This is a genomic window from Agarivorans sp. MS3-6, from assembly GCF_054112545.1.
This window is the reverse complement of sequence record NZ_CM134202.1, coordinates 1,098,451-1,120,193: the sequence shown is the minus strand read 5'-3', so window position 1 is coordinate 1,120,193 and position 21,743 is coordinate 1,098,451. Positions and strand designations below refer to the sequence as shown.

The window sequence follows — 21,743 nt, the reverse complement described above, 5'->3', positions numbered from 1 at the left end:
ATCATGCAAACCTTGAGTTTAGTGGCCGAAAGGCCTGATTTCATCGTAGTTAACAAGCCTGCTGGGGTTAATTTCCACACGGAAAACAATCAATTAGGTTTAGTTGAGCTAGCCCGAAAACAATTTGGCATTGAGTTATGGCCTGTACATCGTCTAGACAAACTGACTTCTGGTTTACTGATATTAGCTAAAACCAACACTGCGGCTGCGCAATTTCAGGTCTTGTTTAGTCAAGGGCAAATGGAGAAGTATTATTTGGCGATAGCAGTGGCCAAACCAAAGAAAAAGCAAGGCTTGGTTAAAGGGGACATGCTCAAAGCGCGCAATGGCAGCTGGAAATTGGGGCACAGTAGCAATAATCCCGCTGTCACCCAATTTTTTAGCTACTCGATTGTCCCTAAGCGTAGGTTGTTTCTATTAAAGCCTCTAACAGGGCGCACTCACCAGTTACGGGTCGCCTTAAAAAGCTTAGGCGCGCCTATTTTAGGGGATTTACGTTACGCGGGTGAACCCGCAGACCGCGGTTACTTGCACGCTTATGGCCTGCGGTTTTTGTGGCAGGGTGAGCAACAAGAGTTTATTGCTAGCGATAACTTAGATGGGGAGTTTAGTCAGTATGACATCGCCCAAAAAATTGCTAGCTTAGCGCAACCTTGGTTAGCTAAGTTCCCCACGGTTGCTACAAAATAAGAAAAAAATAGAGCCGCATCAGCGGCTCAAAATCAACAATCTTTTGATTAAACTTGCTTCACTGACTTAAGCTCAGCTTGCTCTTGGTCATCGTCACCGTCTAAGTCGCTTTCGCCTATCCCTTTCAGTTTTGTAATCATTAGGCCGGTAATCACTAAGGTCGTCATGCAGCCAGCAAGGGTTGAGATTGTCATTGGCAATCCAAAACCAAGGGTGCTTGAGTTTAAGATGAAAGTGATGACCACGGTAGTCATAAACATTGCCGGTACGGTGGTTATCCAGTGGAATTTATCATGACGTAATAAATAAGCGCTGGCTGTCCACAGCATCATCACCGCAGTGGTTTGGTTGGCAAAACCGAAGTAGCGCCAGATTACCCCAAAATCTACTTGGGTCAGAATGCCACCGATGATAAATACCGGTAGGGCAATCATTAAGCGGTTTCTCACTGGCTTCTGTGAAAGGTTGAAGTATTCAGCCAAGATTAAGCGACTAGAACGGAAGGCTGTATCACCAGAAGTAATCGGTAAGATAACCACACCTAAGAATGCCAGAATACCACCAAACACGCCCAATAAACCAAACGATGCATCGTATACAACTTTGCCGGGGCCTCCGCTAGCAACCGCGGCTTGAAGCCCTTCCATTGAGTCAAAGAATGATAAGGCTATAGCACACCAAATTAGGGCTATCACACCTTCACCAATCATTGCTCCATAGAATACAAAGCGACCATTTTTTTCATTTTCAACGCAACGCGCCATTAGTGGTGATTGGGTCGCGTGGAAACCTGATATCGCCCCACAGGCAATGGTAATGAATAGTGCCGGCCATAATGGCAAATTATTTGGGTTCATGTTGCTAAACATTTGGCTGACTTCAAAGCTCCCCATCACTTGGTGCTCGCTAGAAAATGCCACTGCAGTTATCAAGCCTACCGACATAAATATTAGTAGTGCGCCAAACAGTGGGTAGAAACGGCCAATGATCTTGTCAATTGGAACAATGGTAGCAATGATGTAGTAAGCAAAAATAATGCAAACCATGGTGCCTAAACCGATGTTTACACCGGCTTGATCATTGATTAAATTAGTGAGCATGCCTGCAGGGGCTGAAACAAATACCACTCCCACTAATAGCAATAATACGATGGCAAAAACATTCATGAAGTGACGCGCGCTTTTACCTAAGTAGCGCCCAGAGAGGGCAGGAACAGAAGCGCCACCATTGCGCACCGATAACATACCTGAAAAATAGTCGTGGGTTGCGCCAGCAAAAATACATCCCACTACAATCCATAACATAGCGGCTGGGCCGTATAAGGCTCCCATAATAGGGCCAAAAATAGGGCCTACGCCAGCAATGTTGAGTAGTTGGATTAAGTAGACTTTTTTCTTCGACATTGGCACAAAGTCGACGCCATCTTGCTTAGTGTATGCGGGTGTTTTTCGTTGCTCTTTGATGCCAAAAACCTTTTCGACAAAAGCGCCATAAATGAAGTAGCCGCCGAGCAGAGCTGCGACGCAAGTTAGAAACCAAAGCATGTGATCCTCTCAGTACTTAGTTGTAATCGAGAACAGTGTAAAACAGCCATTTAGGCTTAGCAGTTAGAGGATAAGCTAGCGGTAATATTTGGCCTTAAGCGGTTGCAATAGCCATTGAGTGGTTATAAGGCTTTGGTTGTCAAAGCGCTTATATTTATAAACCAAAATGATCTTTAATCGCTTTAAAGTAGCGGCGGCTAACGGGTAGCTGAGCCCCACTTTTGGTAAATAATACCGCGCCGCCATTTTCTTCTAGAGATATTTCTAAAATGGCGTCAACATTTACCAGGTGTTGGCGGTGACAGCGTAGCAATGGAGATTTTTCCTCTAGTACTTTTAAGGTGAGCTGGGTATGGTTTATACCCTGTTCGGTGGCAACATGTACGCCGCTTAAATCGCTTGAGGCATATTCAATATCTTCGAGGCGGATCAACTTGACTCGCTGGTTAAAATAACAAGGGATTAAACGTAATTGTTGGTTCTGCAGCATGTCTTGATAGTTATGATTAACTCGCTGCTCTTGGTGTAGCTCAGTGGTGGGAGTGTTAGGAAAACGCTCTTGTAAGCGGACAATCGATTTTGCTAAGCGTTTTTCATCGATAGGTTTAAGCAGATAATCTACTGCGTTTTGTTCAAACGCGTCCAGCGCAAACTGATCGTAGGCAGTAACAAACACAATCGCTGGGGCGGAATCAGTATCTAGCATGTTAGCAAGTTCTAAGCCGCTAATTTGCGGCATCTCGATATCTAAAAAAAGCACATCAGCCTGTAATGACTTTAGGTGCTTTAAGCACTCGATGGCATTACCAAATTGGGCTACTACTTCAATGCTTGAAAATTGTTCTAATATCTCTAGCAGTTCTTCACGCGCTAAGGGTTCATCATCGACAATGATGGCTCTCATAGGTGTGTCTCCTGAGGAATGGATATGATGACGCGAGTATATTGATTAAGTAAGCATTCAACTTTTAAGGCATAAGCTGAGCCAAAGGCATTGCGTAAGCGAGTATCCACAATGTGCATGCCTAGCCCCTCGCTGGTGGCCTGTTCAGGCTTTTGGTATAAACCGGCATTGTCTTCTACAACAATTTGCTTCAAGCCCTCTTTAATACGGCTATAAATGGTTATTTCTCCTGTATCTAGCAGGTGAGACGTTCCGTGTTTAATGGCATTTTCTACTAAGGGTTGTAAGGTGAAAGTAGGTAGCTCTAAGTCAAAAAAATCTGCCGCAATATCTTGCTTTATGACCAAGCGGTCGGCGAAGCGAACCTGCTCTATGTGTAAGTAAGCATTTACATGTTCGAGTTCAACACTGACTAAGCTAGTTTGGCTATTTCGCTTTAAATTAATGCGCAAAAATAGGGCTAAATCGGCAATGAGTTCTCGGGCTGAACCGGCATCTTTTTTTACTACTGCGCTAATCGTATTCAGCGCGTTAAACAGAAAGTGGGGGTTAATCTGAGCCCTAGCCAGCTTTAGCTCTGCTTCGGTAAGTAATTGCTGTTGTTGCTGAACGTGACTGTCTCGTAACTGCTCGGCGATAACTTTAGCGATGCCTTCGCCTAAGGCGCGATTAATGTGCAGAAATAAACGCCGTTTAGACTCATACAGTTTTACCGTGCCAATTACTTCATTGTCACTGCCGCGAATCGGCACCACTAAGGCTGAGCCTAAGGGGCATTTATCGCTAGAGCTGCATTGGTAAGGCTCTTCTACGCCATCAGCAAACACTACACGGTTTTCACTGATAGCCTGATAGGTTTGTTTTGATGAGATGGGCCTACCGGCTTGATGATGGTCACTCCCCAAGCCTTTGTATGCCAATACTTCTTGGGTATTGGTAATTGCGACGGCTGAAACGCCCGTTTCCTCGTGGATAATATTGGCGATACGTACAGCGTCTTCTTGTTTAAAGCCTTGGTGAAAAACACCTACCATGCGCTGGGCTAAATTGAGCGCCTTAGCGGAAGAGTGGCTGCTAAATTTATCGTATAAACGACGACGGTCGCGAATCATCATCATGAACAACGCGGCGCCGACAGAATTTGCCAGTACCATCGGTAGAGCAATTTTTTCGACCAAGTCTAATGCTTGGTCAAAAGGTTTAGCTATCGCTAAGATGATTAGCATCTGCATGGTTTCGGCAAGCAAGGTAGCAATAAATGCAATGCTAGGTGAAAACAAGTGTTCGTTATGGTGACTGCGTCGGCGGATCCATAGGTGGAATAAGCCGCCTACTAAGCCTTCTAAAGTGGTGGATATTGCACAGGCTACATCGGTAAACCCTCCCATCGAGTAACGGTGCATCCCTCCGGTAAAACCAACCAATACCCCCAACACCGGCCCCCCAAATATACCGCCAAGCACAGCCCCAACTGCGCGGGTATTCGCGATAGCATCGTCTATGGCTAAACCAAAAAATGAGCCTAGGATACAAAAGCCTGAAAATAAACAATAAATGGTTAGGGTGTTGGGTAAGCGAGGCGATAAATTAGTGAGAGGTAAAAAAGCGGGAGTTTTACTCAGTAAATAAGCAATCACCAGAAAAACGCTCATCTGTTGAGCTAAAGACAATAGTAAAGAAAAATCACTTATCATCAGCTATTAAAGCCTCGCAAGTTGGCGACATGATATCTGGTTTTCGATGATGTTAGCCGGATATTAGCATACAGTTTACGCCAACTAATAGGACTTACCAAACGAAGGAATAAAGCTTGTAACAAGCTGGTAACGCTTGTCTGCTTGCAAATGGCGTTAGCGCTGGTATTGTGATGGGTTTCTATAATAATTAATCCCTTAAGGGAATGGAAAGTGTGGTGAAAAACACCACCGGAGTAAAAGAGCAAATGCAAAAAGATCCAATTAACGATATTCATATCTCGTCAGAACAAGTTCTAATCACCCCTGAGCAATTACGTGAAAAACTTCCCGCTTCAGACGACGCGCTGGAGTTTGTACTTAAATCACGTAAAACCATTGCAGACATTTGTCATCATCGTGATTCGCGCTTACTGGTTATTACAGGCCCTTGTTCAATCCACGATTTGGAACAAGCGAAAGAGTACGCCACGCGACTAAAAAAACTTCACGACCAATATAGCGATCGCTTGTTTATTGTAATGCGTGTTTACTTCGAAAAACCTCGTACAACCGTCGGTTGGAAAGGTTTTATTAATGATCCGCACATGGATAACTCATTTGACGTAGAGACGGGCTTACATAACGCTCGTGAATTACTTACCTGGACCGCTGAATTAGGTTTACCGGTAGCCACTGAAGCACTAGACCCAATTAGCCCACAGTACTTATCAGAATTGTTCTCTTGGGCAGCGATTGGTGCGCGTACTACTGAATCACAGACTCACCGTGAAATGGCCAGTGGTTTGTCTATGCCTGTTGGTTTTAAAAATGGTACTGACGGTAATTTGGGTACGGCTATTAATGCGATGCAGTCTGCTGCCCATTCACACCGTTTCATGGGGATTAATCAACAAGGTCAAGTGTCTTTGTTGCAAACCCAAGGCAACCCTGACGGCCACGTGATTTTACGTGGTGGTAAACAGCCTAACTACGATTCAGTAAACGTAGCTTTGGCCGAACAGGCAATGCAAAAAGCCGGTCTAGAGCCGAAGTTAGTGGTTGACTGTAGTCATGCTAACTCAAGCAAAAACCATGAACTTCAGCCGCTGGTTGCCGCTAACGTGATTAATCAAATTGAAGAAGGCAATAAATCAATTATTGGTTTAATGTTAGAAAGTAACTTGGAAGCAGGTAATCAGCCAAGTGAAGCTCCTAAATCAGATCTTAAATACGGCGTATCTGTGACTGATGCCTGTATTGATTGGACATCTACTGCGACGCTACTTGATAAGATGTTTAACGATCTTGGTGATAGCTTAGCTAAACGCTTGGCAGAATAATAACGGAAGCAACATGGTTCAAGCTCTTAATCTCTTGCGTGACCAAATCGATGAAGTGGATCAGCAACTTCTTGATTTGCTACAACAACGTATTCAGCTAGTACACAAAGTTGGCGAAGTAAAAACGCAACATGGTTTGCCTATTTATGCCCCTGACCGCGAAGCTGCAATGTTGGCTAAACGTCGCGCCGAAGCTGAAAATAAAGGTGTTCCGCCAGCACTGATTGAAGATGTGTTACGCAGAGTGATGCGTGAATCTTATACCAGTGAAAAAGACAGTGGCTTTAAAACTATAAAGCCAGAACTGGGCAATATTGTAGTGATAGGCGGGCGTGGCCAACTGGGCCGTTTATTTGTGCAAATGTTTAGCTTGTCGGGTTACCAAGTCGATGTTTTAGGCAAAGAAGATTGGGACAAAGCCCCTGAGTTGTTTGCGAACGCAGGCTTGGTGCTGGTATCGGTGCCGATTAACCTCACCGAACAAGTTATTACGCAGCTAGATCACTTACCTGAAAATTGTGTGTTGGCTGATATTACCAGTATTAAAGCTGCACCCTTGAGTAAGATGCTAGAAGTGCATAAAGGTCCTGTGGTGGGGTTGCATCCGATGTTTGGCCCTGATGTTCCCAGCCTGGCGAAACAAGTGATTGTTTATGCTGATGGCCGCGGCAGTGAACAGTATCAATGGTTACTGCAGCAAATGGGGATTTGGGGAGCACGTTTACATTCAGTTGAAGCTGAAAGCCATGATAAAGCGATGACTTTGATTCAGTCTTTGCGTCACTTTACCTCGTTTGCCTATGGTATGCATTTAGCGCAAGAAGATGCAGACTTAAAGCTGTTGCTTAACCTAAGCTCGCCAATCTATCGTTTGGAATTAGCCATGGTGGGGCGTTTGTTTGCTCAATCGCCGGATTTGTATGCTGATATTATTATGGCTTCAGATCAAAGCACCGCCATGATCAAGCGCTATCACCAACACTTTGGCGAATTGGTTACACTGATCGAGAATAAAGACCGTGCTGGATTTATTGAATCTTTTGAGCGAGTCAGTGACTGGTTTGGAGATTACTCGCAAGAGTTCTTAGAAGAAAGCCGTAGTTTGCTGCAACAAGCCAACGATAGTCGACGCACCTAGCGTAGTACTATCTACTATCAAAAAAGCCAGTCATTTGATTGGCTTTTTTATTGGCTAATTTAGGATGATTTGGCTGACTCTAGTGTTGGCTTATATACCGCTATTTGTTGTTGTAACCATTCGAGGGCTGCTTCGCGTTCAATAAATATTTCTACGGTCTCTCCAGCGCGGACATAAATCTGACTTAAGTGCCATTTGGCTAACTCTGGCACGCTGGCATGGGTCAGTATCAACGCGGTGGCTACTCGGCCACGTTGTTTTTCAAGCTTTAGCCACTCTATCAGTTGGTCTGCAGCATCTTCAGTATAAAAGGCGTCACCATGAAAGGTCGCTAACACCGCCCATGGTGAATCGAGCAGTTGATTTATAAGCGGAGCGGCGGCGTCGCCGCTTTGTTCCATTTGTTGGAGGTTCCAAGGGCCTGTTCCTTCTAGCTCCATGATTTGACCGTTCAATGCGAACTCAATAGTGCCGTGTGCTTCTCGCAATGCTGTCTCCTGAAAAACTCATCAATCAGAATATCTTTTTGTTTACTCTTTCAAGTTAACGCGAGATCTTTAGTTCGGCAAGTTTCAAGTGACAATTTCGACTAAATTGAGCACCAATATTTAGATTAAGGCGTAATCGTCATTGTGAAGTGAGGCCCTTTCTCAAGGCACGGTGAAAAGATTGTTGTATTGCTGAGCAGAACCTTTGAGCAATAGTAAATTCGTTTGGTTTTTATAGAGGTGATTATTGCTAATTTCAATGGATGTCGCTTCAGCAAAATCTACTAAAATACCTGCGCGTTTGTTGGCATGAATGTGGTTATCAAAAATACGTATGTCGCTGACTAAACCGCTACCTTTGGGATGTTGATAAATTAAAATGCCGTCTTCGTCCGTATCATAAAATTGGTTGTTGTAGATGTGTATATCGCTTATAGAGCCGTCACCCTCAGTCATCAACGCCATGGCGCCAGCTCCTTCAAATATGCGCTCACCCGTTTGTTTATCGAAGGCTTCGCGAATGTTATATACCTGATTGTCATGAATGAGGATGTTCTTAACAAAGGGCGGAGTGAAGCCCAATAAGCCGCCAGCGTCTAAATAAATACCACGACGATGTAAGTTATAAATATGGTTGTGATGAATGCTGCCATCTTTAACCCCTTCTTTTAAATCGATGCCTTCGCCGCCAACACGAGGATTACCACCATCAAAAACGTGGTTATTTCTAATTTCAAATTGGTGCACGCCGTTGGCGATGGTGATAGCTTCGTTATAACCGTTACTTGTGTGCCCATCGCTTCCGACACAAGCTTGCTGGATAAGATTTCCTTCAATCAGCAGGTGGCTTAAGTTTTGATAGTTGTGAGGGTTTTGTTGCCAAGCAACCCCCCATACTGCAATGCCCGACTGAACCGTTTGAAAGGTATGGTTATTACGAAGAGTGATATGACTAACTGGTTTGCTGGCTGAGCCTTCAATGTAAATACCGTTAAACGCCTGGCGAATGGTAAAACCTTGAATCGTAATATGGCTTTGCTGTTTAACCGAGAAGCCTGCGCCCACCAATACGGTATTGGCCCGCTCTCCCGGTAAACTGCTCATTACTATCGGCTGGTTGGGCTGTCCAGATTGATTAACTTGCAGTGGTTTATCTAACTGATACGTTCCGGGTTTTACCCATAAATGATCGCCAGCCTTTAGCTGCTCAATAGCAAATTGTAGCTGAGTCCAGGGGCGCTCTTGGCTGCCTGTTGCTTCACTAAACGGTAACTGATTATCACTGGTGTTATCGACGTAATAATCGGCGGCAAAGATGCTAGTGTGATGCATCATCAAAACAAAGGCATAAAATGGCAAAACAAGTTGTTTAGATAAACATGCAAGCATAGTGCTAAAGAGATCTGCTTAAGTAATTGCTGGCGAGTAGTTTAACTGAAAGTGAAAATATTCAGCTGCTTAGCATTATAGGTTTGAGAGGCTTAACACAGTATAAGAACGTGGCTTGGTGTGAGAGGTAATAGCGGTCAGCGTTTTGTGAATAGCTATTTATAGGCTGCAATTTGCTACAACGGTGAAGGTTTAATCCAATCAATATAAAAAAAGTCGCTTATTTCGTGTATTCCTTGTCACAAGCTATGTTTATTCGAGGCTATATTGGTTAAAATTGCGCGTTTTTGGTACATCAACGCAGGTTTTTACACGATGTTTGAAATTAATTCGGTTAACAATTCTCTAGCTGATATTAAAGAGCGCACCCAAGTGCTCCGGGGGTATCTTTGACTACGATGCAAAAGCAGAGCAGTTAGAAGAAGTTAGTCGTGAATTAGAGCAACCAGAAATTTGGAACGATCCTGCACGGGCTCAAGCCCTAGGTAAAGAGCGCTCGGCCTTAGAGTTGGTGGTGAATACCATTGATAACCTCACTCAAGGCATTGAAGATGTGGCTGGATTGGTTGAGCTGGCGGTTGAAGAAGAAGATGAAGAAACCTTTAACGAAGCACAAGCTGAAGCCGAAGAGCTGCTTAAGCAATTAGAAAAGTTAGAGTTTCGCCGTATGTTTGCAGGCGAAATGGACGAAAGCGATTGCTATATTGATATCCAATCTGGCTCTGGTGGTACAGAAGCGCAAGATTGGGCCAACATGATGTTACGCATGTACTTGCGTTGGTGTGAAGCGCATCAGTTCAAAGCTGAGCTGGTGGAAGTGTCTGATGGTGATGTTGCCGGTATTAAAGGCGCCACCATTAAAGTTAGCGGCGAGTATGCTTATGGCTGGTTACGCACCGAAACTGGGGTGCATCGCTTGGTACGTAAATCGCCCTTTGATTCAAGCGGGCGTCGCCATACGTCGTTTGCCTCTGCATTTATCTATCCAGAAATAGATGACAGCATTGAGGTTGACATTGACCCAGGTGATTTACGCATTGACGTTTATCGCGCCTCGGGAGCGGGTGGTCAGCACGTAAACAAAACAGAGTCGGCAGTACGAATTACTCACTTGCCGACCAACACAGTTGTACAGTGTCAAAGTGGCCGTTCGCAACACAAGAATAAAGATGAAGCAATGAAGCAACTCAAAGCTAAGTTGTTTGAATTAGAGTTACAAAAACAAAATGCCGAGAAAAAAGTGGCAGAAGACAACAAGTCAGATATTGGCTGGGGCAGTCAAATTCGCTCTTATGTGTTAGATGATTCACGAATTAAAGACCTTCGCACCGGAATTGAGAACCGTAATACTCAAGCCGTGCTAGATGGTGATTTAGATAAATTTATAGAAGCTAGCCTTAAATCAGGGCTGTAACGAGCAAGGTTTTCACATGTCGGAACAAACAGAAAAAAGTCTGGAACAAGCAGCACAAGAAGAAAATAAACTGATCGCAGAGCGTCGCGCTAAGTTAGACAAAATTCGCGAAACTTGCTCGGCCAACGGCCACCCTAATGACTTTAAACGTGAGCACCTAGCTGACGATTTACAGCAACAATTTGGAGAGCAGTCTAAAGAAGATTTGGAAGCGGCAGGCAATATTGCGGCGATAGCTGGCCGTATCATGGCCAAGCGTGGTCCATTCTTGGTGATTCAAGATGTTTCTGGTCGTATCCAAGCTTATGCGCCTAAACAAGTGCAGAAAGATCTTAAAGAGATCGGCGGCTTAGACATCGGTGACATTATTGGTGTTAAAGGTGCGTTGCATAAATCAGGTAAGGGTGACCTCTACGTGAATATGGACGAATACACATTGCTGACTAAAGCATTGCGTCCTTTGCCAGAAAAATTCCACGGTTTAACTGACCAAGAACAACGTTACCGTCAGCGTTATGTTGACCTGATCATGAACCAAGATTCGCGTACTACTTTTATGATCCGCTCTAAGATCATTAATGCTATTCGCCAGTTCATGACCCAACGTGACTTTATGGAAGTTGAAACGCCAATGATGCAGGTGATTCCTGGTGGTGCTGCAGCGCGTCCATTTGTTACGCATCATAACGCCTTAGACCAAGAAATGTTCTTGCGTATTGCCCCTGAACTTTATTTGAAGCGTTTGGTAGTAGGTGGTTTTGAGCGAGTATTCGAAATTAACCGTAACTTCCGTAACGAAGGTTTATCGCCACGCCATAACCCTGAGTTCACTATGATGGAATTCTACATGGCTTACGCCAACTTCGAAGACCTCATGGATTTAACTGAAGAAATGCTACGCACCGTTACTCAAGAAGTATTGGGAAGCAGCGTAGTGGCTTATGGTGACGAACAGTTTGATTTTGGTCGTACTTACCAGCGTATTCCAATGAAACAGTCTGTTTTAGACTACAACGCGGATGTAACCGCTGAGCAACTAGAATCGCTGGAAGCTGCCAGTGCAGTAGCCAAAAAGCTGGGCATTGAAGTACAAGCAAGCTGGGGTCTTGGTAAAGTGATTACCGAAATCTTTGAAGAGACGGTTGAACATCGTTTAATTCAGCCTACCTTCATTACCGAATACCCTGCAGAAGTCTCACCATTGGCTCGTCGTAACGATAATGACCCATTCATTACCGACCGTTTCGAGTTCTTCGTTGGTGGCCGTGAAATCGCTAACGGTTTCTCAGAGTTAAATGACGCGCAAGATCAAGACCAGCGCTTTAAAGACCAAGTCTCTCAAAAAGATGCGGGTGATGACGAAGCAATGTTCTACGATGCAGACTATATTACTGCTCTAGAGCACGGCTTAGCGCCAACCGCTGGGCAAGGTATCGGTATCGACCGCTTAGTGATGTTATTTACCGATAGCCACACTATTCGTGACGTAATTTTATTCCCAGCGATGCGCCCACAAGCCTAGTCGCTGAAAAAAAATGGTTAAAGCCATACACTTTTTTAAGTGTGTGGCTTTTTTTTTACCTTTTTTGGTTATAGTAGCAGCTATTATAATTGCAACGGCTTTGGAGAAGGATAATGAAAATGCTAGTGTGGGGATTAGTCATCGTATTGTTGGTGGTGCCGGGGGCTATGGTATATAAAAACCTCAATACCCCTGATAACTTAGGCTTACAAAATGGCCGCTTAGCACCGTTAGCAAGCTCGCCAAATGGTGTATCAAGTTTTGCTGAAGAAGCGGACAAAAAAGTAGCCGCCCTGCCATTTAAAGCAGATTTAAAAGCCACTCAGTTAGCAGCGCTTCGCGCCTTTGCACATATGCCAAATAACAAAGTTATTTCCCGCAATGGTGAGTATGTTCATGTGGTTTTTTTCAGCCCAACCGTGGGGTATCGTGATGACGTTGAACTCCTTTTTGATGAAGCTAATCAGCAGCTGCACTTTCGCTCTCAATCACGCGTCGGCTACTCAGACATGGGTATAAATAAGCAGCGATATCAAGAGTTTGTTAAATTGTATAACGAAGCGGATTAATTCGAAAAAGCGTGAGCTAAGTTGCAGTTAGCGCAGCTTAGCTTTACCTAGCGCGTTTTATTGTCTTAGCTTACAGTTATCCAGTGCTTGATTTGGTGAAGCTGTGAAAGTATTCCTCGTTTGTTTTTTTGTTCTGATTAGTAGTCAAGTATCGGCTAACGAATCGAGTAAACCTCGTTACTTGGTGGTCCCTAAAGCTGTCAGTAATCCCTTTTTTGATGATGTAGAGAAAGGCTGCTTGCAAGCCGCCGCTGAGCTAAATGTTGAGTGTATTTACATAGGGCCGGAAGAAGCCGATGCTCGCTATCAAGATCAAATTATTACTCAACAAATCGAAAAGGGCGTAAACGGTATTTCGGTGTCGGTGATTAACTCTCGAGTGCTTACACACCGCAGTATGCTGTTAGCTCAGCAGAACAATATTCCCATTGTTACCTTTGATTCTGACTTCTCAGATAAAGCTTTGGAGCAGAATCCAAGGTTGCGTCACAGCTACATTGGTACCGACAACTTTCAGTTTGGCTTTCAGTTGGGCCGGCTAACTCAAGCGCTTAAGCCGCAAGGTGGAGCCTTTTGTATACTAACTGGCAATAAAAGCGCAGCCAACTTAATAGAGAGGATTAACGGTGTATATGCCGGTTTAGGTTTTACTGGTAGCGACAACAGCGACAACAGTGACTTATGGGAGGAACATACACGTTGTCCGATTTATGCCGATGACGATGCTCAGCGCACGTTAAACAACTTAGACAGGATGATACAGCTCCATAAATACGAGCCTAGGTTATTAGATGTTATTATTACCGTAGGGGCTTGGCCACAAACATTAGAAGCTCAATATACCGAGCTGGTTAGCCCGCATATCGATGTGCTTTCTTCACAAAACTTGCTGCTAATTTTCGGCGATACTTTAGCGGTACAAAAAAGACTGCTGGCGCAGGGCTTAGCTCACGGCAATGTGGGACAGTCTCCTTATGATATGGGGTATCAGTCGATTTACACCTTACATAATATTCACCAAGGTAAAGCGGTAGAGCCCATCATCCATACCAAATTAGAGCGCTGTGTTTATGGGCTGCAGCCAATGTGCCAATAGTGGCGTTCTTTTGCTTGTTAACGACGCATGCAAATCAATCGACAGCTGAACGTTGCATTTTGTATGAGGGCTAATGCCCTCATTAGGTGTGTTGACTGAGATGCGGAAAAATCGGATAAATAGAAAAGTGATCAAGTTATTGCCGTTTAGGCCTGCTCACTGCGCTGGCAACCGCTGCCCTGTGAAATGTTTGTGCTAAGACAAAACATTATTGATTGCTTGCTCAATTTTATTATAGCTTGGTTGTCTATTGGTCTTTATTGTAAGAAAATGCATCAATATTTCATCTCCTTGTTATGAATTTTGAATCAATCTGCGGATATTTCGATACTTGCTAAAAAGCTCGGTCACTCGCACCTTCGCGTGGCAGGAGAGTACTGGCATCTCAGCGACTTATTGCGCTTACAAGCTATGTTGCTAGAGCACGCTGAGTCACTAAGAGAGGGCTTGATTTGGTGGAGCAAGAGTATCTCTTTACTCGATCGTCAGGTCTATATTGAGGTGAGTGAATCGGCTGATAGTTTTTTACTCTCATTATATTCTCGCGAGCAACAGGCTCTGCCGGCTTGGAGCAAACTCCGGCTAGAGCAATTACAACAGCAGCTCAATCATCTTAGCTTCGCCACGCTCTCCAGCAAAAACAATCAACTTGCTTTGCAATTCCCGAGTAAAGGACTAACGCAAAGTGTCGAGCCTAATGCTGCTATTCATAGCTTTGCTCAAAAGGTGTATCACTTACTACAGCACCAGACGATAAGCTCGCCTGATATACACTCGCAGCTTAAAAATATTATCAAACAACACTTAGTCGAGCCTCTCAGTATTAATGATGTGGCGAAAAAAATGGGCCTATCAACCCGCACGTTACAGCGGCGTTTACGCGACAAACAGCTTAATTTTTCTCAGTTAATCGAAGACGAAAAGAAAACCTTGGCGCTTAATCTGTTAGCCGATACACCGATGCCTATTGCCAGTATTGCTTTGCGTTTAGGGTACGACGACCCGTCTAATTTTCATCGCTCATTTCGCCGTTGGTTTCGCTTTACACCAAGTTTTTTTCGCCAGCAATGCCTGCAAAATCGCGCTGAACGAAAAGATCAACCGGTGCGCCTGCATTATGCGCGAGGACCGGTGGGCGGAGAAGGGGAGTTACATACCCAAGAGGGTCAAGTACGGCTAGAAGTAGACAATATTGCATTTGAAAAAGTGGTAACGGTTGAGTGTAAAGACCAAGATGGTGTGTGGCGCCATTATCCTGCTTTTTTTGACGACTTCTTATGTGATGGGACCGAACTGTGGTCGACCGCTAACTTGCCTGTAGCGCAGCCTTTGCAGTTTAGGTTATGTTATGAAGTCGACGGTGAAAAGTATATTGATGACAACCAGCAGCGTGATTACAAAGTAAACGAACGTTTGTTATTTGGCTCACCCGCTTATATTGTGCCGACCTTAAATATCATTAAAACCGGCTTTGCTTTTCAGTTGTTTGTTGAGCTTGCCTGCCAACTAGACGCGGTGGCTAAAGTGCTATGTTATGTCGGTGAAAATATAGATCCGCTGGCCTTACAGAAAGTGAGTTCTAACCAACAATATACGGTTTGGACCTTGTCTAGTCCGTTCCCTGCCTTGGTGAAACAGTGCCAGTTTCGTTTGTTCGACCAGCAAAACCAAGAGTTAGCGACTCAGCATTACCCCCAAAGTTATCAGTTTATTTCACCGCTTCTATAGGCACTGTGTAATCGGTGTAATGGTTAGCCTAACCGTTGGCGTCAATAACTGCTAACTTGCTCACGTAATCATTAAGCTGGCATCCAACTACCAATATTTTGGCGTGTCATGACACTAAATTAACCTGGCTATTCCTTTATTGTTTGGCGAAACATAAAAGATAAAGGAATGCAGTATGTTGTTATTCAATAGTCATATATTGAAACCCATTAATATTTTGTCATTTTCTGTGGTTTTAGCTCTGTCTGGCTGTAACTCTGACGACGAAGTAAGTCAGCAGGCAGGTAGTCATGTGTCGTCACCTGAATGGCAGGATCAGATTATTTACTTTTTGATGATCGACCGATTCAACAATGGTGATCCCAGCTTGAGTGACCAAGGTTATGGTGAATATGATCCAAGCTCTGATAAGAAATTCAGTGGTGGAGACTTGCTGGGCGTGAGCGACAAACTCGATTATATTCAGCAGTTGGGCGCGACTTCTGTTTGGATTACACCTCCTGTGGCGAACCAGTGGTGGGATAACCAGCAAAATTATGGCGGCTACCACGGGTATTGGGCGCGAGACTTTCAAAAGGTAGATGAGCATTTTGGTAATTTAGCCAGCTATCAACACCTCGCGAGTGAAGTTCATAGCCGCAGTATGTATTTGATTCAGGACATTGTGACTAACCATGTTGGCAATTATTTTACCTATGATAAGCCTTGGGAATATGATGCTTCTATACCTTGTGAAGGCTTTCGCTTAATCGAAAAACCACTTGCCGATGGGCAGACACTCCCTTTTCCGCTAAACCAAAATACTTGCCAAGACGATGGTTCGGGTAGCTTCCATTGGACTCCAAGCATTACCGACCATAACGATCCTGTTCAGGAAAAAAACTGGCAGTTATCTGATTTAGATGATTTAAATACTAGCGACCCAGCCGTGCGAGCTTACTTGAAAGATAGCTATCGCAAATGGATTAGGGAAGTGGGGGTTGATGCCTTTAGGATCGACACGGTTAAGTTTGTAGACCACGATTTCTGGACTGATTTTTTGCATGCGGATGATGGCGTCATCTCGCAGGCGGAACAAACTGGGCGGCAGAACTTTTTAACCTTTGGCGAAGTATTTGAAAGCTCAAGTGCCTATAACACCGAAGGTGAACAGAAAATGCTGAGCTACTTGGGTGAAGGAGATGATAAGCAGCTTGGCTCCTTACTTAACTTCCCTATGCAAACCACAATGACACGGGTATTTGCTTCTGGCCAACCTACCGATTACTTGCGCTTTCGGATAGAGAAGATGATGGAGTTATTTCCAAACCCTTACATCATGCCTAACTTTATCGACAATCATGACATGCCGCGGTTTTTGTCTCAAGCTAGCCAAGCTGACTTAAAACAAGCACTCATGACGATGTTAAGTATTCCCGGTATTCCGGTTATTTATCAAGGTACCGAGCAAGCTATGAGCGCTAGCCGCGACGCTATGTTTGAAGGCGGTTATAGAGAAGATGCCAGTTCAAAAGACTCCTTTGACAGTACTAGCGAGATGTACTTATTCATTCAAGATCTCGCCAAGTTACGTAGTGAAAATCCAGTGATGACCCGTGGTGACATTAAGGTGATTGCCAGTGATAAATCGGGCGCTGGAGTGTTTAGTTTTACCCGTCATTTAGCCGACGAAGATGTGTTGGTGGTGATGAACACAGCGAACGTCCCGATGTTGCTTAATCGCCTAGATGTAGAGCAAGCGGAAGGCACCGTATTTGAGCAGAAAATTCAAGCCAATTGGCTACAAGCACCAGCAGGCTTAGTCGCCGATGGCAACGGGGAAATAAGTTTAGAGCTACCAGCAAAATCTGCAGTAATTTACTTCAAAACCGCGACTAGTACTGCGGTAGACACCCCCGACTTAGGCATCAGCCTAGACGGTGATTGGAGCGACAGCACAGTGACTCAAGATACCTTGATTACTGGCCAAGCCGAGCCAAATGCAGAGCTACAGTTGGTGGTTAATGGTAATTTAAGCACCGCCACGAATATCGAGGTAGACAGCAACGGTGATTGGTCTGCACTTTTGTCTACTCGCCACTTTGCCATCGGTGAGCAACAGCATCGTTTCGCGATTTACTCACCCAGTGAGCAAGCAGGTTTAGCCGATGTACATTTCACCTCTGACTTAGCATGGTCTAGTGTGCCTGATATCGCTATTGATGATAGTGCTGATGTGCAACAAGGGAGCGGAGGGCCAAACGGCACTTACTCGTTACCGGAAGATCCCAGCTTTGACAAAGTAAACAGCCAACTGGCAGTAAATCAGCTCGAAGTTTACTCGGTGGGCAGCAATGTTCGTTTAAAAATGGTGATGGATAAACTGACCGATACTTGGTTACCACCCAATGGCTTTGATCATGTTGGTTTCTCAATCTTTATTGATTTACCTGAAGACCAAGGCAGTACTCAAACGGTATTACCAAAAATAAACGCCACAATGCCGGATGGCACCTGGAACCGAAATGCGGTGGTATTTGGCTGGCAGAGCTCGATTTATAATGCTGAGGGTGCTGATGCTAGCAATTGGGGGGAAGCAGTCACGCCGGCACCCAAAGTTACCGTAGATAAAGAAAATCAAATTATATATTTGGATTTTGCCAGCGAAGCTTTGGGTAGACCAGAAAGCCTAAATGGTATTCGCTTCTATGTGAGCACGTGGGATTTAGATGGACTGTCTGCGGTATATCGCCCGTTAGCGGCTGATGCCGGCCCATGGAACTTTTCGGGTGGCGACGCTGATGAAGCCAAAATTTGGGATGAATTACCTATTCTCAGCTTAAGTGAATAAATGTAACGATATAGTTTAAATATTTAGCCTTACTGTGTAAGGCTTTTTTGTTTTATAAGCATTTTATATTTCTATATTGATCTTTATATCACTAAGGTGGTAAAACCTATTTACCACCTTTGATTGGTGCGCAGCCTTACTTGAAAATGGCGAGTAAGGATTTGTTTTGCTTTTTTAAGTAGTTAAAGGAAAAACACAATGAACCGCCAAAAGATTCAAAGCTCTTTGTTAGTTTATCTTACTTGTTTCTCTGCTTTGGCAGCTAGCGATAGCGCTGAACCTTGGGGATATTCCGGTCACCAAGGGCCCGAGCATTGGGGCGAATTAGCACCAGAATTTGCCCGCTGTTCAAGCGGAAAAAATCAATCGCCTATCGATATTAGTCAAACCACTAAAGGCGATCTTGCTAAGCTTGAAGCAAATTATGAAGTGGCTGGCGAGAAAATACTCAATAATGGCCATAGCATTCAAGTGAATTATGCGCCTGGTAGCTATGTTAGCTTGGCCGGACAGCAGTTCGAGCTAAAACAATTTCACTTTCACTCTCCTAGCGAAAATACGGTTAAAGGACAGTCTTTTCCCTTGGAAGCGCATTTTGTACATGCTGATGCACAAGGTCAGCTAGCGGTGGTAGCCTTAATGTTTACCCAAGGTGAGGCTAATAAAGAATTGGCTAAAGCGTGGGCTCAGCTACCACTTGAGGCAGGTGATAAAGCCACATTAACAGCGCCGGTTAGTGCTGCAGCACTGTGGCCTGCCAATCAAGACTACTACCGCTTTAATGGCTCGTTAACCACACCACCTTGTAGCGAAGGGGTAACTTGGTTAGTACTTAAAACACCTGTCAGCGCTTCAAAGCAGCAAATTGTTGATTTTACTGCAGTAATGGGACATAACAATAACCGCCCTGTACAGCCGCTTAATGCCCGTTTAATTGTGGAGTAGTCGGTTCTCTTTTTTGAAGCGAAAAAGTAGCAAGCCCTGTCATGCATGGCTTGCTATTGTAGGTTGTTGATCTCTTAAGCCAGCACCATCGGCGTAGCTACCGACTCAGCGCAAGCTTTACCTTTAAGTTGTTCTATTAAGGCTAAGCTAAACTCAATAGCGGTACCAGGACCTTGGCTGGTAATTAACTGGTTGGTGCTATCAATCACGACTCGCTGGTTTGACAATTGTGCAGGGGGTAACTGATGTTGAAATGCGGGGTGGCAAGTTACTTGGGCATTGGCTAATAAATGATGGTGAGCCAACACCACTGCGGGGGCTGCACAAATAGCGGCTAACCACTGCTGAGTATTGCGTTGCTTAATAATTTCAATCAGTTGTGGGGAGTCGCGAAATACTTCGCTGCCCGGTACTCCGCCAGGTAATACTAGCATGCCATAGCTAGCGGCTGTAATGTGACTTAACGGATAGTCAGCCACGAGTTTTACCCCGCGCGAGGCAATCACCTCTAGTTTTCCTTGTGGGCAAATGCTTACAACATCCACCTCAATGTCTGCTCGGCGCAGTACATCAATAATGGTAACGGCTTCGATTTCTTCGCTACCGGGTGCAATGGCCACCATCACTTTATTCATATTGCTTCTCCAATAACTTTATTTGCTGTACTAAGGCAACATTGTGTCGACAAACCGCGTGGTGAGTTTTCGCTAAGCTCACCACATATCCATTAATGTAGTCTATTTCAGTGAGTCTTTGGTGGCTTATGTCTTGCTGCATTGATGAATAATTTTCGGCGGTGTTGAAGGCGACCTCTCGCACTGTGCTGAGCAGTAATGCTGAATTCAGAACAACGCCATCTAACAAGGCTATTTGGCTTAACTCTTGGCATAAGGCTTTAAGCTTAGCTTGGTAGTTTGGTTGAAGTAGTTCTCCATTTTTACAGTTGTTTAATGCAGTTAAAGGATTGATGCAGCAGTTAATCACAAGCTTTAGCCATAAAGCTTGATAAATATCAGGGTGCCAATGCAGTGGCGGCAGAGAGGCTTGTAAACTGGCTAGTTCGGCTGGAGGGTATTGCTGTTTATTGAACGTCCCTACATCGATTTTACCTAAACCGGTATGTTCAACGCTCAATACGCTTGAACTTTTAAGGTTAACTAATGCACCGTGGGTATTACTGGCTAAATACAAGCGATGCTCATCGACATGTTTTAATACTTGATGATGTGAACCCATGCCATTCACCATCAGTAAAATATTGGTGGCGGGCGAGAGATCCAAGCTTTGTATGGCGGCGTCTACTTGATGGGCTTTAACGCAAATAATCAACCATTGGCAGCGAGGCACATCTGGTAGTATTGCTAGCTCAAAAGCAATCTTCCCTTGGCTTAAGCTGTTAACCTTAATTGTGCATTGGGCCGGCTGAGCGATTCTTGAGTCAATAAAACAAACGGTTTGCTGTTGGCCTAGGTGACTCGCTAACAAGCCACCCACCGCACCTGCACCAATTATTGCGCAGTGATACATCGATTCACCTTTTGAAATGTAGAGTTAAAGCTCAAAGCCAAATAACAGATAGTGCCTAATACGTCAGCGAGCAAGTCTAACCACGAAGCTTGTCGATAGCTGCTAAGGCCCTGAGCGAGCTCTATGCTTATGCCGAAAACAAGCAGTAGCCCAAAGCTATGCCAACGGCTAAACGCGGCTAATTGTGACAACCAAGCCAACATAAAAAAGCATAAAAAATGCAGGCCTTTATCGGTGTGCACCACGGGGCCTTGAATGCTCAAAGGCCAAAGGGCTAGTACTAATACCACCAATAAGCTGGCATAAAACAACCAGCGAAAGATTAATCCGCCTTTACTCATCACTCGACAATACTCTTTTGGCCACAAAGGGATATAATGCAAACATTTTCGCATACGGAAAAAATTTAGGGGAGATAAAACATGCCTTCATTTGATATTGTTTCAGAGATAGACGCTAACGAAGTTCGCCATGCTTGTGATAACGCCATTCGTCAACTTGATACGCGTTTTGATTTTCGTGGAGTAGAAGCGAGCTTCGAATACAAAGACGAATCTATTAAAATGACCGCTGAAACTGAGTTTCAGCTAGACCAATTGCTAAATATTTTGCGCAGCGCGTTGGTTAAGCGCTCCATAGACGCTAAGTCTATCGACTTAGCCAAGGTAACTCGCAGTGGTAAAACCCACTCTCAGGTGGTTAATTTTAAAAATGGTATAGAACAAGCCACGGCTAAAAAAGTGGTCAAGCAAATTAAAGACGCCAAGCTAAAAGTACAAGCCTCTATTCAAGGTGAACAAGTGCGTGTTACCGGTAAGAAGCGTGATGACTTACAGGGGGCGATGGCCTTGGTTCGCAGCGGTGAATATGACCAACCATTTCAGTTTGAGAACTTTCGCGATTAACTATTGTTTAGCGTATGAGTTGTTGTAAAGCCGCGTAG

The 21,743-nt window shown here is 44.4% G+C and carries 19 protein-coding genes; 11 read left to right on the top strand and 8 right to left on the bottom strand.

Translation table 11 applies throughout. From position 1 onward, the window contains the following. Positions 1 to 3 precede the first annotated feature (3 nt). On the top strand, positions 4 to 690 hold the full coding sequence (locus tag ACVFI8_RS05150; RefSeq protein WP_248714529.1) for a TIGR01621 family pseudouridine synthase: 687 nt from the start codon (positions 4 to 6) through the stop codon (positions 688 to 690). A 47-nt stretch (positions 691 to 737) separates the two neighbouring features. Here the strand turns inward: ACVFI8_RS05150 and ACVFI8_RS05145 are convergent, their stop codons facing one another. From ACVFI8_RS05145 to ACVFI8_RS05135, 3 genes are all read right to left on the bottom strand, one after another. Beyond that, positions 738 to 2,234 carry a carbon starvation CstA family protein gene (locus tag ACVFI8_RS05145; protein WP_248714530.1) on the bottom strand — a complete coding sequence of 499 codons (1,497 nt, stop codon included), beginning with the start codon at positions 2,232 to 2,234 and terminating at the stop codon, positions 738 to 740. 154 nt (positions 2,235 to 2,388) lie between these two features. Beyond that, the gene (gene btsR / locus ACVFI8_RS05140) at positions 2,389 to 3,138 is read right to left on the bottom strand and encodes a two-component system response regulator BtsR (protein WP_248714531.1); all 750 of its coding nucleotides are present in this window, start codon (positions 3,136 to 3,138) and stop codon (positions 2,389 to 2,391) included. Then, entirely contained in the window at positions 3,135 to 4,790 is a 1,656-nt protein-coding gene (locus tag ACVFI8_RS05135) for a sensor histidine kinase (protein WP_305883152.1), read from the bottom strand. The genes btsR and ACVFI8_RS05135 overlap by 4 nt, the downstream gene beginning before the upstream one ends. A gap of 290 nt (positions 4,791 to 5,080) precedes the next feature. Here ACVFI8_RS05135 and ACVFI8_RS05130 point away from each other — a divergent pair, with 290 nt between their 5' ends. Then, positions 5,081 to 6,154 (top strand): 3-deoxy-7-phosphoheptulonate synthase, encoded by a 1,074-nt coding sequence (locus tag ACVFI8_RS05130; protein ID WP_248715597.1) that lies wholly within the window; start codon positions 5,081 to 5,083, stop codon positions 6,152 to 6,154. Positions 6,155 to 6,167: 13 nt separating this feature from the next. Beyond that, the gene (tyrA, locus tag ACVFI8_RS05125; RefSeq protein WP_248714532.1) at positions 6,168 to 7,292 is read left to right on the top strand and encodes a bifunctional chorismate mutase/prephenate dehydrogenase; all 1,125 of its coding nucleotides are present in this window, start codon (positions 6,168 to 6,170) and stop codon (positions 7,290 to 7,292) included. Positions 7,293 to 7,351: 59 nt separating this feature from the next. On the opposite strand, the gene ACVFI8_RS05120 is transcribed toward tyrA, so the two are convergent. Both ACVFI8_RS05120 and ACVFI8_RS05115 read right to left on the bottom strand, forming a co-directional pair. After that, a complete protein-coding gene (locus tag ACVFI8_RS05120; RefSeq protein ID WP_248714533.1) occupies positions 7,352 to 7,780 on the bottom strand; it encodes a hypothetical protein in 429 nt (142 codons plus the stop codon). Between the two features lie 162 nt (positions 7,781 to 7,942). Beyond that, positions 7,943 to 9,169 carry a right-handed parallel beta-helix repeat-containing protein gene (locus ACVFI8_RS05115; RefSeq protein WP_457873239.1) on the bottom strand — a complete coding sequence of 409 codons (1,227 nt, stop codon included), beginning with the start codon at positions 9,167 to 9,169 and terminating at the stop codon, positions 7,943 to 7,945. 315 nt (positions 9,170 to 9,484) lie between these two features. Between ACVFI8_RS05115 and prfB the strand changes: the two genes are divergently transcribed. The 7 genes from prfB to ACVFI8_RS05080 all read left to right on the top strand — a co-directional run bounded on the left by prfB (position 9,485) and on the right by ACVFI8_RS05080 (position 19,273). Next, positions 9,485 to 10,583 (top strand): peptide chain release factor 2 gene (gene prfB / locus ACVFI8_RS05110; RefSeq protein ID WP_248714535.1). Its coding sequence is split into 2 segments (ribosomal slippage): positions 9,485 to 9,559 and positions 9,561 to 10,583, totalling 1,098 coding nucleotides; the frame shifts between segments, so codons are not numbered across the junction. A 40-nt stretch (positions 10,584 to 10,623) separates the two neighbouring features. Beyond that, positions 10,624 to 12,105: a lysine--tRNA ligase gene (gene lysS / locus ACVFI8_RS05105; protein WP_371923128.1), complete on the top strand. Its 1,482-nt coding sequence runs from the start codon at positions 10,624 to 10,626 to the stop codon at positions 12,103 to 12,105. 113 nt (positions 12,106 to 12,218) lie between these two features. Beyond that, positions 12,219 to 12,674 (top strand): DUF1499 domain-containing protein, encoded by a 456-nt coding sequence (locus ACVFI8_RS05100; protein ID WP_248714537.1) that lies wholly within the window; start codon positions 12,219 to 12,221, stop codon positions 12,672 to 12,674. Positions 12,675 to 12,777: 103 nt separating this feature from the next. Further along, positions 12,778 to 13,770, top strand: coding sequence for a substrate-binding domain-containing protein (locus ACVFI8_RS05095; RefSeq protein ID WP_457873238.1), 993 nt, complete (start codon positions 12,778 to 12,780; stop codon positions 13,768 to 13,770). 303 nt (positions 13,771 to 14,073) lie between these two features. Next, the gene (locus ACVFI8_RS05090; RefSeq protein WP_457873237.1) at positions 14,074 to 15,498 is read left to right on the top strand and encodes a helix-turn-helix domain-containing protein; all 1,425 of its coding nucleotides are present in this window, start codon (positions 14,074 to 14,076) and stop codon (positions 15,496 to 15,498) included. Between the two features lie 175 nt (positions 15,499 to 15,673). Further along, positions 15,674 to 18,328 (top strand): alpha-amylase family glycosyl hydrolase, encoded by a 2,655-nt coding sequence (locus ACVFI8_RS05085; RefSeq protein WP_248714540.1) that lies wholly within the window; start codon positions 15,674 to 15,676, stop codon positions 18,326 to 18,328. Between the two features lie 198 nt (positions 18,329 to 18,526). Continuing rightward, a complete protein-coding gene (locus tag ACVFI8_RS05080; RefSeq protein ID WP_248714541.1) occupies positions 18,527 to 19,273 on the top strand; it encodes a carbonic anhydrase in 747 nt (248 codons plus the stop codon). 74 nt (positions 19,274 to 19,347) lie between these two features. Here ACVFI8_RS05080 and ACVFI8_RS05075 read toward each other — a convergent pair whose 3' ends face one another. From ACVFI8_RS05075 to ACVFI8_RS05065, 3 genes are read right to left on the bottom strand one after another with little or no spacing between them, the layout of a single operon-like run. Continuing rightward, positions 19,348 to 19,908: a DJ-1 family glyoxalase III gene (locus tag ACVFI8_RS05075; protein WP_457873236.1), complete on the bottom strand. Its 561-nt coding sequence runs from the start codon at positions 19,906 to 19,908 to the stop codon at positions 19,348 to 19,350. Continuing rightward, entirely contained in the window at positions 19,901 to 20,800 is a 900-nt protein-coding gene (locus ACVFI8_RS05070; RefSeq protein WP_457873235.1) for a 2-dehydropantoate 2-reductase, read from the bottom strand. The genes ACVFI8_RS05075 and ACVFI8_RS05070 overlap by 8 nt, the downstream gene beginning before the upstream one ends. Beyond that, on the bottom strand, positions 20,782 to 21,141 hold the full coding sequence (locus tag ACVFI8_RS05065; RefSeq protein WP_248714544.1) for a VanZ family protein: 360 nt from the start codon (positions 21,139 to 21,141) through the stop codon (positions 20,782 to 20,784). Before ACVFI8_RS05065 ends, ACVFI8_RS05070 begins: the two co-directional genes overlap by 19 nt. A gap of 81 nt (positions 21,142 to 21,222) precedes the next feature. Between ACVFI8_RS05065 and ACVFI8_RS05060 the strand changes: the two genes are divergently transcribed. After that, entirely contained in the window at positions 21,223 to 21,705 is a 483-nt protein-coding gene (locus ACVFI8_RS05060; RefSeq protein ID WP_248714545.1) for a YajQ family cyclic di-GMP-binding protein, read from the top strand. Positions 21,706 to 21,743 lie beyond the last annotated feature (38 nt).

Coding starts and splice junctions, on each gene's coding strand:
- tyrA (WP_248714532.1), top strand. CDS start 6,168: ATGGTTCAAGCTCTTAATCTCTTGCGTGACCAAATCGATGAAGTGGAT.
- ACVFI8_RS05075 (WP_457873236.1), bottom strand. CDS start 19,908: ATGAATAAAGTGATGGTGGCCATTGCACCCGGTAGCGAAGAAATCGAA.
- ACVFI8_RS05115 (WP_457873239.1), bottom strand. CDS start 9,169: ATGCTTGCATGTTTATCTAAACAACTTGTTTTGCCATTTTATGCCTTT.
- ACVFI8_RS05060 (WP_248714545.1), top strand. CDS start 21,223: ATGCCTTCATTTGATATTGTTTCAGAGATAGACGCTAACGAAGTTCGC.
- ACVFI8_RS05145 (WP_248714530.1), bottom strand. CDS start 2,234: ATGCTTTGGTTTCTAACTTGCGTCGCAGCTCTGCTCGGCGGCTACTTC.
- ACVFI8_RS05070 (WP_457873235.1), bottom strand. CDS start 20,800: ATGTATCACTGCGCAATAATTGGTGCAGGTGCGGTGGGTGGCTTGTTA.
- ACVFI8_RS05100 (WP_248714537.1), top strand. CDS start 12,219: ATGAAAATGCTAGTGTGGGGATTAGTCATCGTATTGTTGGTGGTGCCG.
- btsR (WP_248714531.1), bottom strand. CDS start 3,138: ATGAGAGCCATCATTGTCGATGATGAACCCTTAGCGCGTGAAGAACTG.
- ACVFI8_RS05135 (WP_305883152.1), bottom strand. CDS start 4,790: ATGAGCGTTTTTCTGGTGATTGCTTATTTACTGAGTAAAACTCCCGCT.
- ACVFI8_RS05130 (WP_248715597.1), top strand. CDS start 5,081: ATGCAAAAAGATCCAATTAACGATATTCATATCTCGTCAGAACAAGTT.
- ACVFI8_RS05085 (WP_248714540.1), top strand. CDS start 15,674: ATGTTGTTATTCAATAGTCATATATTGAAACCCATTAATATTTTGTCA.
- ACVFI8_RS05080 (WP_248714541.1), top strand. CDS start 18,527: ATGAACCGCCAAAAGATTCAAAGCTCTTTGTTAGTTTATCTTACTTGT.
- ACVFI8_RS05065 (WP_248714544.1), bottom strand. CDS start 21,141: ATGAGTAAAGGCGGATTAATCTTTCGCTGGTTGTTTTATGCCAGCTTA.
- ACVFI8_RS05150 (WP_248714529.1), top strand. CDS start 4: ATGCAAACCTTGAGTTTAGTGGCCGAAAGGCCTGATTTCATCGTAGTT.